12 protein-coding genes are annotated in these 17201 nt (G+C 68.6%); 8 read left to right on the top strand and 4 right to left on the bottom strand.

What is annotated here, in order from left to right; genetic code table 11:
* Positions 1-304 precede the first annotated feature (304 nt).
* On the bottom strand, positions 305-1795 hold the full coding sequence (gene hflX, locus HUA74_RS34810) for a GTPase HflX (RefSeq protein WP_174458001.1): 1491 nt from the start codon (positions 1793-1795) through the stop codon (positions 305-307).
* Positions 1796-1912: 117 nt separating this feature from the next.
* Between hflX and HUA74_RS34805 the strand changes: the two genes are divergently transcribed.
* A complete protein-coding gene (locus tag HUA74_RS34805) occupies positions 1913-3322 on the top strand; it encodes a hypothetical protein (protein WP_174458000.1) in 1410 nt (469 codons plus the stop codon).
* Between the two features lie 55 nt (positions 3323-3377).
* Here the strand turns inward: HUA74_RS34805 and HUA74_RS34800 are convergent, their stop codons facing one another.
* Both HUA74_RS34800 and HUA74_RS34795 read right to left on the bottom strand, forming a co-directional pair.
* Entirely contained in the window at positions 3378-5009 is a 1632-nt protein-coding gene (locus tag HUA74_RS34800) for a peptide-N4-asparagine amidase (RefSeq protein WP_174457999.1), read from the bottom strand.
* 121 nt (positions 5010-5130) lie between these two features.
* Positions 5131-6168, bottom strand: coding sequence for a hypothetical protein (locus HUA74_RS34795; RefSeq protein WP_174457998.1), 1038 nt, complete (start codon positions 6166-6168; stop codon positions 5131-5133).
* Between the two features lie 523 nt (positions 6169-6691).
* On the opposite strand from HUA74_RS34795, the gene HUA74_RS34790 reads away from it, so the two are divergent.
* The 4 genes from HUA74_RS34790 (at position 6692) to HUA74_RS34775 (ending at position 11746) form a co-directional block, all read left to right on the top strand.
* Entirely contained in the window at positions 6692-7507 is an 816-nt protein-coding gene (locus tag HUA74_RS34790; protein WP_254625381.1) for a DnaJ family molecular chaperone, read from the top strand.
* 182 nt (positions 7508-7689) lie between these two features.
* Positions 7690-9642 (top strand): DUF4157 domain-containing protein, encoded by a 1953-nt coding sequence (locus tag HUA74_RS45235; protein WP_217443642.1) that lies wholly within the window; start codon positions 7690-7692, stop codon positions 9640-9642.
* 92 nt (positions 9643-9734) lie between these two features.
* Positions 9735-10106 carry a hypothetical protein gene (locus tag HUA74_RS34780; RefSeq protein WP_174457997.1) on the top strand — a complete coding sequence of 124 codons (372 nt, stop codon included), beginning with the start codon at positions 9735-9737 and terminating at the stop codon, positions 10104-10106.
* A gap of 56 nt (positions 10107-10162) precedes the next feature.
* The gene (locus tag HUA74_RS34775; protein WP_174457996.1) at positions 10163-11746 is read left to right on the top strand and encodes a tetratricopeptide repeat protein; all 1584 of its coding nucleotides are present in this window, start codon (positions 10163-10165) and stop codon (positions 11744-11746) included.
* Between the two features lie 103 nt (positions 11747-11849).
* Here HUA74_RS34775 and HUA74_RS34770 read toward each other — a convergent pair whose 3' ends face one another.
* Complete coding sequence (locus HUA74_RS34770; protein ID WP_254625380.1) at positions 11850-14636, bottom strand: FG-GAP-like repeat-containing protein; 2787 nt, start codon at positions 14634-14636, stop codon at positions 11850-11852.
* A 252-nt stretch (positions 14637-14888) separates the two neighbouring features.
* Here HUA74_RS34770 and HUA74_RS34765 point away from each other — a divergent pair, with 252 nt between their 5' ends.
* From HUA74_RS34765 to HUA74_RS34755, 3 genes are all read left to right on the top strand, one after another.
* Complete coding sequence (locus HUA74_RS34765; RefSeq protein ID WP_174457994.1) at positions 14889-16010, top strand: NAD(P)-dependent alcohol dehydrogenase; 1122 nt, start codon at positions 14889-14891, stop codon at positions 16008-16010.
* The gene (locus HUA74_RS34760) at positions 16007-16510 is read left to right on the top strand and encodes a DUF4334 domain-containing protein (protein ID WP_174457993.1); all 504 of its coding nucleotides are present in this window, start codon (positions 16007-16009) and stop codon (positions 16508-16510) included. Before HUA74_RS34765 ends, HUA74_RS34760 begins: the two co-directional genes overlap by 4 nt.
* Before the next feature lie 138 nt (positions 16511-16648).
* Positions 16649-17201: alpha/beta hydrolase (locus tag HUA74_RS34755; RefSeq protein ID WP_174457992.1), on the top strand; the 553-nt coding region annotated here is incomplete at its 3' end.

The following is a 17201-nucleotide window of genomic DNA, read 5'->3' as shown; positions in this document are numbered from 1 at the left end:
TGATTCATGTCTCAAGAATGCCCGGGGTGCGCCTCCTCCTGCCGCGAGTCCCCGTTGTCGTGGGGAATGTCGCCGCGGGGCGAAAACGCAGGTGGGGCGTCGGATGCCACCCCGATGACGTGCTCACGGAGCGACGGGAGGCCGGGGATCCGACGGGTCGTGACGCCGGCCTGCTCAGCGGGTTGTGCGCGGTGCTCATCGACCGCGAAGGAGCTGGGGGCGAGCGTGGCCTGCACCAGGCGCTTGGGACCGTTGCCAGTGACAGTCGCCGCTGACTGTCACCGGCGACAGGTCATCGCCAGCGTCACGCCTGGAATGCTTGCGTGAGTCTGGCGATCGCCGCGGGGAGGCCGCGCACGCGGAGCTTCCGGCCGTGCTCGTCGTACTCCTCGTTGAGCACCGTGGTGTGCTCGTACACCTCGCCGATGCGTCCCTGACTGGCGTATGGAATCACCAGGTGGGCTTCCACCATCGACGCCTCGAAGAACTGGATGATGACCTGGCGGAGCTTCGCCACGTCGTCCGGCCGATGGGCCGAGAGCAGCACGGCCTCCGGATGCTCCGCGCGCAGTGCATCCTGCGCCGCCTGGTCCAGCCGGTCGGTCTTGTTCAGCAGGAGCTTGCTCGGCACGGTGTGCGCGCCAATCTCTCGCAGCACGGACCGGGTGACTTCCAACTGCAACTTCCAGGTCGGGTCCGACGCATCCACCACGTAGAGCAGCAGCGACGCTTCCAGCGCCTCATCCAGCGTGGAGCGGAAGGACGCCACGAGGTCGTGCGGCAGCTTCTGGATGAAGCCCACCGTGTCGGAGACGAGCACGCGAGGACGGGTCTCTGGATGCAGCGCGCGCACCGTGGTGTCCAGCGTGGCGAAGAGCTGGTCGGCGACCAGGACCTCGCTCCCGGTGAGGGCGCGCATCAGGGAGGACTTGCCCGCGTTGGTGTAGCCGACGAGCGCCACCCGGAGCTGCTCCCTGCGGGCATACCTGCGATGGTCCTGCTCCTTCTGGATGACGGCGAGCCCCGCGCGCAGCTCCGCGAGGCGGTCCCGGATCTTCCGCCGGTCGAGCTCCACGGCGGAGTCTCCCGCGCCACGCCCCTGCTGCCGCTCCCGGCCTCCAGAGGACTCCCGCAACCGGGGCGCGAGGTAGGTGAGCCGGGCAATCTCGACCTGCATGCGCGCCTCGTGGCTGCGCGCGTGCCGGTGGAAGATGTCGACAATCACGCCCGTGCGGTCCATCACCTGGGCGCCGGTGGCCTTCTCCAGATTGCGCAACTGGCTCGGCGACAGCTCGTGGTCGACGACCACCACCGTGGGACGTGGCCCACTGACGTCTTCCTCGGGCTCGGAGGCGTCGTCATCCTCGTCGACGTCCTCGGCCTCGGAGTCGTCCGTCTCGGAGTCCTCCGACTCGGTGCCCTCAGTCTCAGTGTCCTCCGACTCGGAGTCGGTCGCCTCGGTGCCTTCCTCGGAGGTCTCCTCGGCCTCGGAGTCCTCCTCGGCGGCCTCCCACTGCGCTCGGGCCTTGGAGGTCCGGTCCCGGGCGCCCGAGGTGATGACTCCCGGCCCTCCGGTGAGCGCGGCCAGGTCCTTGAGCTTTCCCTTGCCGAGCACCGTTCCCGTGGCCAGCGCTCCTCGGCGCTGGGACACCGTCGCCACGGCGTCGTAGCCCAGGGTGTGCACCAGCCTCTTGAGCTCCGCGAGGTCCGCGGCGTGCTCCGTGTCCGTCACGCTGGGAAACTGGACGCCCACGAGGACGGCACGGGGGCGAACAACTGGCGGGGTCTTCGACATGGGCATGCTCGTAACACGGTGAGGCCCCAGGTGGGGTAAAGCTGGCCTGCCTCCCCGGTTCCAGGCGACTGTCGCCTGGGGGAGCAGGCGACTGGCGACCTCCGTCCGACAAATGCCATGAGAGACCTCATCCAGACGGTTGGCGACCTGCTGAGCCGTGCGCCCGCGAGCGATGACGAGTCGCCTGCCTTTCGCCCAGCCTCCGCGTGGCTCCTCGTCTGCCTCATGCGCCAGCTCGTCCGTCAGCGCTGGCTCGTCCGTATCATCGACGAGCGACTCACCCCGAAGTGGGACGAAGGCGAAGAGGACGGGGATGTCCCGGGTCTCGAGGGCTGGACGTACGACTTCCATGGACGCGGCTGTTGCCTCTCCAGCGCCGGCGAAATCCTGGACGTCGATTTCCACGGAGACGAGGGGACCACCATCGACCCCTACTTCTTCGCGACCCGCCTCCACTCCCTCTCCGCGCCAGGGGTTCCCGAGGTCCGTCTCATGGCCCTGCTTCCGGGCCGAGACCTGGTGGTGAGCGCCATCCGGGAGCTCCAGAACCAGGGGCTCCTGCGGCACCCGACCAGTGAGCATGTCTTCCGGCTCCCGCCGGAGCTGGAGGCCCTGGCCGAGGCAGCCGAAACCCTGGACCTCGGCTCGCGGCAGGCACGCGAGCAGAGCTTCGTCCTGCTCGGAGACTTCGAGGCGCTGGACGACAGCACGTTCGCGGCGAGGGCGCGGGAAGCACGGGAGGCACGCAAGCAGTGGCTCCTGGCGCGGACGACCGCCCCCACCTCGGCGGGTGATGCCCTGGCCGCGCTTCAGGAACTCTTGCCTCCCGACGCGTTCGTCCAGGCTTGCGCGCGAGTCCTCTCCGGCCCCATCTCCTCGGCCATGGGAGATGCGATTGAGCGGTTGGACACGCTGCCGGGCGTCGCGGGAGGCCCCGCGGTGTTCGCGCTGCTCCAGCGCTTGTCTCCGGAAGAGCATCACCCCTATTCACTCCATGCCGCCGCCAGCTACCTGCTTCGCCGTCAGTTCGAGCGGGAGAGAGTGCTCGCGGCGGTGCTCGCCTTCGCTCGGGTGGACAAGGTGAAGGGCTACGGAGGCAATCCCTTCGACGGAGACTTCGCGCTCCTGGCCCTGGAGCATGCGCCTGAAAACGCCCTGGAGCTGGTGCGGCGCGCGCTGCGCTCCTCCGTGCCCTATTGCCGGATGCGAATCGCCACCGTCCTCTGTGTCCTGGACACACCGTGGAGTCAGCGGGAGTTGAGCGCGGCCCTCCAGGAGCGAGCCGCGTCGGACGCGGGAGATTCCAAGTACCTCCAGCTCGCGCTCGCACGGAGCCAGTCCCCATGGGCCCGAGCCATCGCCGCGAGGTGGGGACGCCAGCAGCCGCCTCCCGCCACCGCGGAGATCGGCTTCACCCATGAAGAGGTGATGGCGGCCAACGCGGACAGCTGGTTCGACGCCGAACTCGAGAAGGCCCGCGCCTGGGTCCAGCGGACGCGGATTCAAACACCGCACGAGCCAGGGTGAGACGCCCCCGGGCTCCAGGGGCGTCCCGTCCCGAGCGACACTGCTGGAGGACGGCTCAATCGCAGCGCTGGACGTCCTCGGTGATGAAGCCGTTGCGGCTGGAGATGCTCCGGTCGTAGCAGTCGCCGGGGAAGCCGCTCACCCGGTAGCGATGCGTGGAGGTCCCCACCGCGTTGCGCTGCGCCCGGGGGACGCCCAGCGTGTACGCGGCCTCTCCGGTGAAGACGTCACTGCTCTCGCGGTGCGCCAGCGTCTGGAGACCTCGGAGGTCGAACGCGTCCTCCGCGTCGTTCATGGTGATGGTCGTGGTGAGCCGGTTCTCGGGCGTCACGCTGATGAGCCCGTCGAGCACGAAGCGCTTGTCGGAGCGGCTCACCGTCGGAAAGAGGTCGCGACCCACGACGGTGACGGTGTTGGTGTCATTCCACGTGGCGGTGAGCTCGTCCGGGTTCTCCATGTCACCCAGCCAGCGGTGCATGCTCGCGTTGGACACCTTCTGCTCGACCGTCGTCAGCTCCCAGCCGCGCGAGGTCTTCACGTAACCAGACACGCGCAGGTGCTGGCCGCCTTGCGTGTCCACCTGGTGCCAGCCGTCCACCAGCGCGTACGTCGAGTCATTCGTCAGCGCCCCCAGCGAGTGCTGGAGCAGTCCGCCCGTGACGCGCGCGGCGTGCGAATCCCGCCAGACGAGGACGTTGGTGGGCAAGTCCCACCCGGGGCGTCCCTCGGGGACCCCCAGCACGCTCACCCGGAGTTGGTGCGGCTGGCCGTCCGTCAGCAGGCCCACGAAGGGGGTGAGGTCATACGCGATGGGGCGGATGTTGAAGGCGCGCGGCGCCGGCAGCACGTACCAGAGGAACGGGTTGGACCAGCCGCCCGTGTACACATGCGGGAAGGGCATGGCGATGCCCGCCACCTTTCCATCCACTTGAATCTGCACCTCGCGGTACGGGCCTGCGTCGGCGGGGCACGAGTACGGCACGACGGTGGGCGCGGTGATGTACCAGAACTCCTCGCAGCCACCGCCCGAGCCCGTCGCGTAGACCTCCGCGATGAGCCGCGCGGTGTTCTGGGGCACCGTCACCTCGCCCACCAGCGCGCTTCCCTCTCGGCGCGGGTTGACGAGCGGAAGCACGTCGCTGGCGGTGCTGGCCGGGGGCAACCGCCGTCCCTGCGCCGGGTAGAACGTCAGGTACACCTGCACGTCCAGCACGCCCGTGTACGTGTCGTTGACCACGTTGCCAATCAGCATCCACACGGGCTGGGACTGGCGCAGCAGCGGCGCGTAGGCGGTGACATCCTTCTCCACCGACCACGCGATTCCCTCGCGAGACGGCTCGGGCGTGGATGTCTTGAAGAGGGTGACGCCGCCCACCTCCAGGTGGCCCAGGCGGTCGTACTGGACGCCCTGGACCTTGCCTTCCATGCGCAGCACCACCTTGTGCCACGGCCCCGGGCAATCCGCGGGCGGCGTGAAGGTGCCGGTGAAGGGCGTGAAGTCGTCGAACTTCTCGTCGACGATTCGGACGGTGCACGACGCCGTCGCCGGCCGCTCCACCGTGGGGACGGCCGTGCGAGGGTCATCCCAATCCGTACCGAACTCAGGGGGCGGCTCGACGGCCAGCGCGGGCAGCGCCGCGCCGAGGGCGAGGACTGCCGCGGCGAATGCTCCGGGGAAAGGTCGCACGGCTTTTCCTTGGTAGGCGGTTAGTCCGTGGAGACTAGGCCTCGCCGGTGCCGTGGGCAATCGAGCCGTGACTGAAACCCCAGGCCCGGTGAGGTGGGCCTGGGGGGACTTCAGGGGTGAATCACTCCACCCAGTGCTGGACGGTCAGGATGCGGAAGCCCGTGGCGACGTTGACGAAGAAGTGGACCTGGATGCCGGCCCAGGGGCCGTCGTCGTAGCCGAGGTGGCAGCCCTTGAAGGTGCCGCCCGCGATGCGGGAGTCGAGGTCCGACAGGCCGTTGGTGACGATGCTGGCCGGAATCTGCCCCTGGTACTGGGCGGTGCTGGCGGCGCTCGCGACGTAGCTGTGGACCTCGGCGGCGTTGGCCAGGTTCGGGCGGTTGGTGAAGCGCGAGTTCGGGAAGGTGGCGGGGTCGATGCCGAAGCACGTGGCGTAGTCCAGCCGGTCATTTCCGTGCGCGCCCGCCATCACGTCCTCGATGTCGAACGAGAGGTCCATCTTCACCGTCCAGTTGCTCTCCGGCACGGCGTTCACCGTGGAGACGAGGACCTCCAGGTCGTAGCCCTGGGTGGCGGCGTTGCGCAGGGTGCGCAGGCTCGCCGCGCCGATGCCGGACGCGTTGGAGATGGCCTGCACCGAGGTGAACGGGCGCAGGGCGAGCAGGGTCGTGGCGCCATTCCACGCGTAGGGGAGGATGGCGTACAGCGTGCCGGCGTTCACGGTGTTGACCAGGGAGACCACCGCCGCGGCGTCATCGGTGGAGAGCGCGAGCTCGTCCAGGATGCCCACGCAGCTGCTGGTGATGTAGCCCAGCGAGCGCGCGCCGCTTTCGATTTGCGTCAGGCGGACCGGGCCGACCAGGTGGACGCCGGAGACCTCTGCCAGCGTCACGAAGGGCGCCGTCGAGCGGCGGCTGACGAGGTTGAGGACGACGTCGCTGGGCAGATACGCGTCCAGCGTCGCGGGCGCGGCGGTGTTCACGAAGGTGAGCAGGCCCTGGCACTCGGGCGCGAGGTCCACATTCGTCGTCGTGAGGGGGGCGACCTGGTCCTTCGGCGCCTCCGTCGACGACGGTTCGGAAGAAGGCTCGGGGGACGTGGTGGGACCGCAGCCGACCAGCAGGCTGGCGGAAAGCAAGGCTGAACCGAGACGACGCATGGATGACTCCTCAGGGGTGTGGTGTGACGCGTCCCCCATACACCAGTCGCATGGGTCACTGACAATCCAAGCTTTTGTGACATGTCGGAGTGAGGGGTTGCTTTCTGGACCTCGTCTCTGGACTCGGGCATGCAGGAGGGCCGTCCACTTACGGGCTCCATGTAGGGGCCTCTCCCGGTGAAGGAAGTGCATGCGAGCCTGTCCGTGCTGCATGGAGACGCTGACGGCCGGGTTGCTGGGCTTCGGCAGCCGGCGCCTGGCGGGACGCTGTGAGTCATGTGGCGACGCTGTGTGTGAGACCTGTCTCAGCACGCAAGTCCTTGACGCGACGGACTTCCGGGCACGCGCGGGCACTTCGGCTCAGGCGGGTGTGCAGGTGAAGGGGCGGGTGTGTCGTTCCTGCCTGTGGGATGTGTTGATGGACCGGGGTGAGACACCGCCCTTTCCCGCGCCGCGCGGACAGCGTGAGCGCGCGAGACGAACCGCACGGGAAAGTTGCACCCACGGTGACGTGAAGCCATGCATGGCGTTCTGTCCGACGTGTGGCGACGAGGTCTCCTGGAAGAGTGAGCACGGCAACCCCTCTTGCGAGGCCTGTGGCGCGCCCTCCCACCGGGACTTCAACTGTTGCTGGGCGTGTGGCGAGTCGTTCGAGGAAGAGAACGCGCCGAGGCCCGTTGCCCGTGGGTATCGGCTCGACTTCGACTGTGATGCTCCGGAGTGCACGGGCAAGCTGGCGTGGCTGATGCCCTTCTGTCCCTGGTGCGGTGAGGAGAAGCACTGGGAGCATGAGGGGAGCCTGGAGTGCGACGAGTGTGAGGTGCGGCTCGACCAGGGCTGGGCGTTCTGCGTGCGCTGCGGAGAAGAGGCCCCGCTCCCCGACGACTGTCCCAGGTGCGGAGTCGGGCTGGAGGAGGCCGCGTCGGCCGCGCGCTGTGAGCGGTGTCACCACGTGGTGTGCGGCGACTGCTGTGACGTCCGCGTCGTCACCCAGGACGGTGGTGAGGCTCAGGAGCGGTTGTTGTGCGCGGGTTGCGCCGAGGGCTTCGACCCGGTGGGTGAGGCGGAGGCGCCTCGACCTCAAGACGAGGCGCGCGAGGGTCCTCCCGAGGAGCCCGCCGAGCCACCCGCCGAGACACCTCCCACCGCGTGGGAAGTGCTCGGGGTCTCACCCGGCGCTCCGCTGCCCGACGTGAAGCGGGCGTACCTCGCGCTGGTGGCGCAATACCATCCGGACAAGGTCGCCCAGTTGGGGCCGAAGCTTCAGGCCCTGGCCCAGGAAGAAACGCGCCGCATCATCGAGGCCTGGGAGCAGGTGCGGAAGCAGTCGCGCCCCTGAAGCCGCGCCGTGGCATGTCTGACATTGGAGTTCGTTCGGCTCGACCTCCAGGGTGATTGATTTGCGCCTGAATCCATCCGGGTGTCACAGTCTTTGGCATGGCACGCCAGTCAAAGAGGACCTGGGAGGGTTCGACGGCTTCTTCGTCGAAAGTGTCCGGGGGCACTTCCTGGGCGAGCGTGGTGCCACCCGCGCCACGCACGGAGCTGGAGCCGGTGAGTGGCACGCCCTCCGGACTGGGACACGACTTTGGCAAGCTGAGCCTCCTTCCTCCCGTCGGTGGGAGCGGCTGTGAGGCGAGGGCGCCCACGGGGCTGGAGAGCGCGCTCCGGGGGCATCAGGGACAGCCGCTGCCTCCGGCCCTGCGGGCTGATGCGGAGCGGCGCTTCGGTGGCTCGCTGGCTTCGGTGAAGCTGCACGACGGCCCGGAAGCGCACCGCCTCGCACGGGCCGCGGGCGCGCGCGCGTTCACCTCTGGCAGGGACGTCGTCTTCCGTGCGGGGCAGTACGCGCCCCAGACTCCCGCGGGGAGGGAGCTGCTGTGGCATGAGCTGGCCCACGCAGCGGGGGCTCCTCGGAGCCCGGCCGTGGTGCTTCGCGCGCCCCTCTTTGATTTGACGGAGTACACCTCCAGTCCGCTTCCTCCGGGGCACACCGTCGCCAGCACCCGGGCACTGCTCGACGCGCGCATCAAGAAGGGAGACATCCTCAGTGCCACCGTGTCGGGTGCTGGCACGAGCGTCGATGCGCTCATCTTCCTTCAGTACTTCTTGTGGCAGATGAGCCGCAGGGACCGCTGGGACACGGTGCTGACCCAGTCCGTCCCGCTGGGGTGGCCACCGCCGCCGGGCAGCACGACTCCTTCACCCAGGGGACTGGTGCGCGTCGCCATCGACGCCACGGGCAATGCCCGGATCGAACTGCTCTCCAGGGCCGCTGTCCCACCGTCCCCACAGCTCGCCGACCCCGTGGTGAATGCGCACCTCACCACGACCTTTGGCCTCAAGGTCGTCAATGGTGACAGCACCTGGACCGCCGCCCATCTGAGCGATGTGGCCGCGGCCCTCGCCCTGTTGCCCGCGACGGATGTCGCGGCCTTGAAGGACGTCGACCTGGTGCGCATGCAGGCGCTCCCCAACGGACGCGCGGGCGAGTTCTCCAGGGGAGGCGCGGTGCCGCAGGGCTCCACGGCACCACCGAGCCGGGCCACGCTCAAGCTGGCGGATGGTGCGTTCGCCGCGAACACCCGCTTCCTGGGAGAGGCCGCGACCCCCCGGCCCGCCAGCTATGGAACCATCCTTCACGAGGTCGGTCACGCCGTGGAGGTCCAGGTCGCGCGTCCGCTGCATGCGCGGCACGCGGAGGCCGTCGTGGACCAGAACAAAGCCGTCGCGGCGCTGAATCCAACCGTGGAGCGCTACGAGCGTGCACGGGTCGCGGGTCGCCAGTCGGAGACGCAGTCGCTCCGGCCGACGGTGGTTGCGCAGCGGGCGACCTATGACCGGGCCCTCCGGACCGTCCGCACACGCCAGACCGCGCTGGATGCCGTCCAGGTCCCAGCCGCGACCATCGCCTTGCTCAAGACCGCGTTGAGCACGCAGCGCACGCAGGCCCAGGCCGAGCTCACCACCGCGACGACCGCCGCGGCGGCCTTCGCCCCCGCGGACCAGACGGAGAGTGCCGCGTTCCGCTCCGCCATCACCGCCACCGTCGCCGCCCTGGATGCCTACGTGGCGCAGGCCCCGGCGAGCAGCGACCTGGATGCGCTGGACAAGACCCTGCTCGCCGCGTTCTCCGCGCGGACCGCCGCACGTGACGCGCTGCGGACCGCGAACGCGGCGAACCCCGCGCTCGTGACCTACGCGTCGGTGCTCACCTCGCAGGATGCCTGGAGGGAAGCGGCCCGAGAGCTCGCCCATACCCGAGGGCGCTCGTTGAGACTGCAGCGCTTCGTGGACGTGGTGAAGGCGCACAACATCGTTCCCTTCACGAAGTACGCCCGCGACAACTGGCCCCACAGTCCGGAGGAGTTCTACGCGGAGGCCTACTCGCTGTGGCTCACGAATCCGGCCTTCCTCCAGACGAACTACCTGCCCATCCACGACTTCTTCCAGAACGGCGACTACACGAAGTGAGTCGCGCGCTCTTGCTGGCCCTGATGGGTGTCGTGTTCTGCCCGGTCGTGGCGTGCCAGGGGCACCGAGCCACTTGGACGAAGGAGGAAGACATGGGGCCGCCCCTGCTGGAAGAGCGCCTGGGTTATCCCACCGGCACGGATGCGGATGCCTCCGAGCGCGCGGCGCGCCAGGAGGCCTCCGAGCGAGTCTACGAGCAGGCCGTCGCCGCATACGAGTCGGGCGACTACGCCAGCGCGGCCCGGGACTTCCTGCGCGCCTCGGAGCCGCTGCTCCAGGAAGAGGGCGCGCCCGCCTGGGACGTCATGGCCTACAACCGGCGTGTCTGTTACGCGAATGCCTGGAGTGCCTGGCGCCTGGCCGGAGACGAGGAGCAGGGCCGCGCGGCGCTCGAGGCCGCGCGGGGCAGGGACCCCGTCAATGCCTCACGCATCCAGGAGCTGCTCGGCGCGCCCGCTGAGTGAGGGTGGTCTTGGAAAGGAGTGAGGGATTGCATGAAGCCGCCCTAGGATGCCAGTTCATGCCCTTCTCCCTTTCCTCTCGCTGGTTGCCGCGCTCGCTGCGGGCCCTCCTGACGTCGCTCATACTTGGCGGGGCCGCAGGGGTGGCTGCCGCACCGCCGGAGCGTGGTACCGGTTCTCCAACTTCAACCCAGACCTCGGATGAACTCGCGACCGCACTGATGAAGAAAGTGGTGTCGCCGACCGACAACGAAGATGCGGCGCTCGGGCTCATCGCCCTCTTTCCCAAGCTTTCATCCGAGCGTCAGGCGGAAATCGCGTCCCTGGGCACGTCGACCCAGGCAGCCCTGCAGGTTGCGCATATGGGGGTTGCGAATAGCTGGCTGACGGGGGTGGTGTGCCGGGGACAACCCATCAACGCACTCCGCCGAAGGCGCTTAATCAAAGAGGACCTCCGTATCTACGACCTGGAGTGTCCGCCGGGAAAGCCACATCAGGTTCGCTTCCGCTTCACGGAGGCGAAGCCGGAGGCGCCTTCGACCGTGCCGTTGACGACGTCCGCCGTGGAGATGGTGCTTCCTCGACTCCAGCGCAAGTTTGGCATCGAGACCCTGGAGGAGCTGCGTACGGCTGTCGAAGAGCCAATGGCTCCAAATCTTTCGAGCGGGTGGCTGCTGGGCCACTTGATGGACGGGCCGGCGGGGGTTCGTGTCTACGAGGCGATACTGAAGCACGACCCGGACAACCTCGACGCGATTGTAGGCCTCGTGACCATCCAGCTCGGGTTCGGGGACGCACAGGGGGCGCTGAAAACGCTCGACGCGGCCTCGCTCGCGACGGTGACGCTTACGGACGTCCGGGGTGACGTCACGAACAAGAGCGCGCTGCTGACGAATCGCTGCGCCGCACTGCACATGCTGGGGAAGCAGGAGGATGCGCTCGCGGCTTGCAAGCAGTCCGTGGCGATGGGGTCGAGGAAGGCCGGTCCCTATTACCTCGCCATGCTGCTCTACCTCCAAGGTGACGATGTCCAGGCCCTGGCGCACGTTCGCACGAGCATCGCCAACGACTCGCGGATCCCGCAAGGTCACTTCCTCGAAGGACTCATCCTTCAGTCCCTGGGGCGGCCCGGGGAGGCGATACAGTCCTGGGGGCGGGTCCCGCAATTCGGACCGGTGGCGACGTCATCGCTCGAGCAAGCCCGTTCCCGGGCGGCGTGGATCAAGCTCATGAAGGACTTCGAGCGAGAGCAGGGTGCAGCGAGCCTCGCGCTCTGCGGGCACTATTTCCTGGACTTGAAAATGCCGGAGCGCGCGGAGTCATGCTTCTCGCGGTCCCGTGCGGTGAACCCCATCCATGCCACGGTGGAAAGGCTGGACCACGAGGTCGAGTCCGCTCCGGCGCGTGCTTTCGAAAAGCTCCAGACCGAGCTGCGAAAGCAACGACACCCGGGCCTCCTTCGAGTCATGGCGGCCTACCATGCGCGGGCCGGACGGAGTCAGGAGGCGCTTCGTTGGCTCGACGAGTCCCTTCGAGCGAATCCGAGCCAGGAACGAGGGCTGACCCTGCTCAGTCAGATTTGCGCGAGCCTCGAGGATAAGGACTGCCTCAAGCACTATCGCGAGGGACAGGCGCCGCGCTAGGGACCTCGCGAGAGCGATAGGGCGCCCCCTCCCGCCTGTGCCGAGGGGGGGCGGACTCAGGCGCTCCGTGGCCCACTTTCTCCACGGAGCGCCCGGGACAGCACTACTCGACCAGCACCTGGATGACCCGCTCCGCCGTGTTGCCCGCGGCGTCGGTGGCTCTAATCAGGACCAGATGCGAGCCGGGGCCGGAGAACGTCACCGGGATGGTCGCGAGGTTCGTCCCCGCGCCCACCGTGGTGGAGTTGACCCAGTTGGCCGTCACCTGGACCGACGTGAGGTCCGTCACCTCGGTGATGACGTTCACCGTCCGCGGCTGCGCCTCCCCGGGATTCGGCGCGACGACGCGAAGCAGGGGCGCGGTGCGGTCCACCGTCACCTGCCGGCTCGCGATGGCGATGCGTCCATCGGTGGCGATGACCGTGAGCGTGAGCGTGTGGTGTCCTTCCGCCAGGCTCAACCACTGGACGACGTGTCCGCCTCCGGCGTCAGGCGTGAGGCGCACCGGCGCGCCCCCGTCGATGGAGAGCAGCACCACGCTGATGGGGGCACCACCAGGGCTGGCGGTGGCCCAGCCGCACGCCTTCACCTGCGCGGCGGACGTGTAGCGCGGCACATCGCACATGATGAGGCTGGGCGGCGTGCCCGCGGAGTCGACCACGTGGATGGCCGTGGTGCAGGACGCGCTGTTGCCCGCGGCGTCGGTGGCCGTGTACGTCACCGCCGTCGTTCCAAGCGGATAGGTGCCGGCGGCCGGACCGCTGGCCTGCGCACCGCAGGCGTCGGAAACGGTGGCAGCCCCGGGCGTGACGAAGGCTCCGCCAGGCCCGGTGGCCTCGACGATTCGCTCGGGCGGACAGGCGATGACCGGCGGGGTGACGTCGACCACGGTGACGGTGCCCGTACACGTGTCGGTGTCCTGCCCGTCGGAGACCGTCAACGTCACGGAGTGTGTTCCAAGGCCGAAGGGGCCCGCTGGCGACTGCGACACGGAGAAGGGCCCGGGGTGCTGGTTCGGGTCATAGCTTCCGTTGTCCACATTCGCCGGTGCGGAGCAGGTGGTGGCGCTCGCGTTGACGGATACGTGGCGGCAGATGGCCACGGGCGGAATGATGGCGATGCAGGTGAGGTTGACGGGCGCGCTGCCCGCGTTGTTGGTCTCGATGCACTCCGTCTCACGGCCCGTGCCGGTGCCGTCATCGTCCGCCCGGGCGAAGACCACCGTGTTTCCTCCAGGGGCCGAGGCGAGCGTCGCGCTCACCATCGCGCTGTTACCAGCGGAGAGCACGGTGGGAAGGATGCCCACGCCCAGCAGCGTGCCGCCGGAGGTGGGGTCACCCTGGTAGAAGGCCACGCGCAGGCCCGCGGAGGTCGCAGCGTCACCCTGGTTGGTGACGCGGGCATGCAGGGTCAGCGCCCCGTTGGTCGTGTCACACGACGAGGTGATTTCCGTCACCGTCACGTCGGCCGCGGCGTAGGGGCTGGTGGTGCCCGTGCCCTGGCTGTTGGCGCGGAACGTGTTGAGCCCCGGCGTGCGCCAGTTGGCGATGGGGTGCGCGGGGATGGTGCCGTTGTCGTTCACGTTCGTGACCGAGTACGCGTGCTGGTTCCAGATGCGACGCGTGTTCACCCAGCCGTCCTTGCGGTCTCTGAACACGCGGATGCCGGCGGGCCCCGGGAAGCCGTAGTTGTTCGACGCGACGACGATTTCCGCGTTGTCGTCCGCGTCCACGTCGACGATGAGGGGGTTCTCGTATGTCGTCCCGGAGGCGTGCGCGACCTCGAAGCGCACCGTGCCCGTGGCGCCGTCGTAGATGCGCAGGCGGACCTCGTCGGCGTAGACGACCTCGGCGCGGCCGTCGCCCTCGAAGTCGAAGGTGGACGAGCCCGTCACGTTCGAGCTGTTGTCCTGGGTGGGGCTGGCCCACTTGACGGTGCCGTCGGACTCGAAGACGGCATAGCGGCTGGCGCCCGCCACGCCGATTTCCGGCAGCCCGTCCGCGTCGAAGTCCGCGATGTTGGGCGCGCCACCGCTGCCGCCCCCGGGAATCGTCTGACTCCAGAGCAGGGTGCAGTCGTCATCCATCAGATGGACGCTGCCGCCGCTGACCACGACGATTTCCCCGTTCGAGTCCGCGTCGAAGTTGCCCACCCCCGAAAGCCCGTTGCCGATGGTGGTGTTCCGGCACTTGAGGACGCCGGTGTGGCGATAGATGGACCGACCGTTGACCACCTCCTGCAGTCCGTCACCGTCGATGTCCGCCGCGAACGAGATGGGACCCTGGGGGCCGTTGTTGGTGTCCGTGCCCGCCCACCTCAGCGCCCCGGTGTTGCGGAAGACGTGGTGGCCGTTGAGGATCTCCACCGTGCCGTCGCCGTCCAGGTCCGCGAACGAGGGACCGCCCCAGCTATTCTGGGAAGCCGTCGTCCGGAACTTGTAGGCACCCGTGTTCTCGAAGCAGAGCAACCCCGCGCCGCTCTCCGGGATGGCACACAGCTCCACCAGTCCGTCCCCGTCGATGTCCGCGCCCGCCACGCTCGCGGCACCGCGCACGCGCAGGGCCGGGTCCGTCACCGTCCACAGCTCGCTGCCATCCGCGCCGCTCAGCGCTCGCAGCACGCCATTGGTGGTGTAGTTGCTGCCCTCGAAGGAGCTGAAGACGACGTCCGGGACACCGTCCCCGTTCACCTCCACGACGATGGGCGTCATCATCACCTGGACGTGGGTCGGCATGACGGTGCTCGAACTCCAGGCCCACTCGAGCTCCGGCTCGAAGTTCGGGTCGAAGGGCGGCTGGACCTCGCACTGGCCGTTCGCCGCCGGGGCGACCTCGCCTGGCGAATCGGCTTCCGGGGAGACGGGGAGCGAGGCCTCACCCCTGGCGGCCAACGCCAGAAGTCCTGTGACCGACAGCCGAGCGCACTGTCTCGCGTGCCACATCCACTTCCCTTGGGGCGTGCTTGTCATAGATATGTTCCGTCCTTGGTTTGTTTTTCCAGTGAGTCCGTTCTATAGGGGACTGTAAGAAATCACCGCAAGTGAGTCAGAACTGAACTCGGAGTAGGTGTTTCAGGGGGACGCCTGCCATTGGGCTGGGTGTCGGTGGCGCCCTCATTGGCAAAGTGCCAATAATGCGGCCCCATGGGTCTTCCGGTGCGTGCGGCGCTGGTTCAAGCGGTGGGTGGGCCGTTCATTCTCGACGAGGTCGAACTGGACAGGCCTGGCGCGGGTGAGCTGCGGGTTCGAGTGACAGCCAGTGGCATCTGTCACACGGACCTCACCTACCGGGCGGGAGCGGGGAGGTTCCCCTTTCCGGCGGTGCTCGGTCACGAGGGCGCGGGGGTGGTGGAGGCGGTGGGGGAGGGCGTCACGGACTTCGAGCCCGGGGACGCGGTGGTGCTCAGCTACTACTCCTGCCGGGCGTGTGGCACGTGCGAGCGCGGGCATCCCGCCTACTGCGAGCGCGGGTACGCGGGGAACTTCTCCGGCGCGCGGCCGGATGGCTCGTTTCCCATGCGGTGGCGCGGGGCGCCCATCCGCTCCGGCTTCTTCCACCAGTCGTCGTTCGCCACGCAGGTGCTGGCACACCGGCACAACGCGGTGAAGGTGGACCGGGCGGCGCCGCTCGAACTGCTCGCGCCGCTGGGGTGTGGGTTCCAGACGGGGGCGGGGGCGGTGCTGGAGGCGTTCCGGCTCCAGTCCGGACAGACGCTCGCCGTCTTCGGCGTGGGCGCGGTGGGGCTCGCGGCGGTCATGGCGGCGCGTGTCGCCGGCGCGGCGAGCATCCTCGCGGTGGACCTGGACGCGGGCCGACTGGAGCTGGCGCGCGAGCTGGGCGCCACCGACACGTTCCTGGCGACGGAGCCCGAGCTGACGAAGACGATGCTCAAGCGCACCCGGGGCGGGGTGGACTTCGCGCTGGAGTGCGTGGGCCTGCCCCAGGTGTTGCGCCAGGCCTTCGACGTGACACGGCCGTTGGGTACGTGCGGGCTGCTGGGGCTTCCCAGCCCCGAAGCGTCGGAGGTGACGCTGTCGATGACCCGCCTCCTCTACGGCAAGCGGCTGGTGGGCATCATCGAAGGAGACGCGGACCCGAAGACCTTCATCCCCCGGATGGTCGCGCTGCACGCGGAGGGGCGTTTCCCGCTGGAGAAGCTGAGCCGCCCCTACGACTTCGAGGCCATCAACGACGCGGTACACGACATGGAAGCGCGCACGGCCATCAAGCCCGTGCTGCGCATGCACGGAGGAAACACGCGATGACCTTCGACGAAGCGGTGAAGGCGGGGCGGCTGGACGCGCAAGAGGCGCTCGCGTTGTTCGACAGCCTGCCCACGGTGGAACTCGGCTTCATGCGAGGCACCTGGAAGGGCAGTGAGCTCCATACGGGGCACCCGATGGATGGGATGCTCGGTGCGACGGGCTGGTACGGCAAGCGGTTCGTCGACGAGGAGAGCGTGCACCCGCTGCTGTTCTACACGGAGGACCGCGCGTCGGTGTTCCCGGTCGACCCGAGGAAGTGGCCGTCGCCGACGATTCGCGGCCTCGTGGGTCCGCACCGGGCGGCGGTGGAGACAGAGAAGTTCAAGGCGCGCCTGCGCCTGACGGTGTACCGGGGCAAGGTCAGCGCGACGATGATCTACGACGACTGGCCCACGAATGACGTGTTCCGACAGGTCGATGCGAACACGCTGCTGGGGGTGATGGACGCCCGGGGAATGGCGGCGCCGTACTTCTTCGTGCTGCGCCGGGATGGCGCGTAGGGCGCCCTGGATTGTTTCCCGCGTGGAAACAGTCCTCTGCCCGGTGCCCCATTTTTCGCGGACGCCCAGGTCTCTACTGTTCCTCTTGTCAGCAACGCACACCGCGGCAGACGCGGTGAACCCAAGAGGGAGTACGCCATGAGCGCCACCGTCCAGAAGACCCAGACCCAGCCCGACACCATCGTCCTCGTCCACGGCATGTGGATGACGCCCCGTAGCTGGCAGGGCTGGATTGACCGCTTCACGAAGGCCGGCTACCGCGTCATCGCCCCGTCGTGGCCCGGCCTGGAGGTCGGCGTGGAGGCGCTCCAGAAGGACCCGACGCCGCTGGAGAATCTGCGCGTGAAGCAGATTGTCGACCACTACGAGCGCATCATCCGCGCGCTGCCCACCCCGCCCATCCTCATGGGCCACTCGTACGGCGGCGCCTTCGTGCAGATGCTGTTGGACAGGGGCGTGGGCGCGGCGGGCGTCGCCATCCACTCCGCGCCGGTGAAGGGCGTCTACACGCTGCCGTTCACCACCATCAAGTCGACCGCGTCCACGCTGCTCAACCCCGCCAATGTGAACCGCCCCGCGCCGATGACGCCCGAGCAGTTCCACTACGCCTTCACCAACACGCTGACGCAGGAGGAGTCGGACGAGGTGTACCGCACGCAGTACGTGCCGGGCTCGGGCCGCGCGCTGTTCC

Origin of the sequence: Myxococcus sp. CA051A (genome assembly GCF_013336705.1) — a bacterium.
Lineage (GTDB): Bacteria > Myxococcota > Myxococcia > Myxococcales > Myxococcaceae > Myxococcus > Myxococcus llanfairpwllgwyngyllgogerychwyrndrobwllllantysiliogogogochensis.
The sequence above is the reverse complement of the archived record's forward strand: the minus strand, read 5'-3'. Positions and strand labels throughout refer to the sequence as shown.

Bases quoted from the DNA above. Each gene is read 5' to 3' on its own strand.
- hflX (WP_174458001.1), bottom strand. From the start codon at position 1,795: ATGTCGAAGACCCCGCCAGTTGTTCGCCCCCGTGCCGTCCTCGTGGGC.
- HUA74_RS34805 (WP_174458000.1), top strand. From the start codon at position 1,913: ATGAGAGACCTCATCCAGACGGTTGGCGACCTGCTGAGCCGTGCGCCC.
- HUA74_RS34795 (WP_174457998.1), bottom strand. From the start codon at position 6,168: ATGCGTCGTCTCGGTTCAGCCTTGCTTTCCGCCAGCCTGCTGGTCGGC.
- HUA74_RS34790 (WP_254625381.1), top strand. From the start codon at position 6,692: ATGGCGTTCTGTCCGACGTGTGGCGACGAGGTCTCCTGGAAGAGTGAG.
- HUA74_RS34780 (WP_174457997.1), top strand. From the start codon at position 9,735: ATGGGGCCGCCCCTGCTGGAAGAGCGCCTGGGTTATCCCACCGGCACG.
- HUA74_RS34775 (WP_174457996.1), top strand. From the start codon at position 10,163: ATGCCCTTCTCCCTTTCCTCTCGCTGGTTGCCGCGCTCGCTGCGGGCC.
- HUA74_RS34765 (WP_174457994.1), top strand. From the start codon at position 14,889: ATGGGTCTTCCGGTGCGTGCGGCGCTGGTTCAAGCGGTGGGTGGGCCG.
- HUA74_RS34760 (WP_174457993.1), top strand. From the start codon at position 16,007: ATGACCTTCGACGAAGCGGTGAAGGCGGGGCGGCTGGACGCGCAAGAG.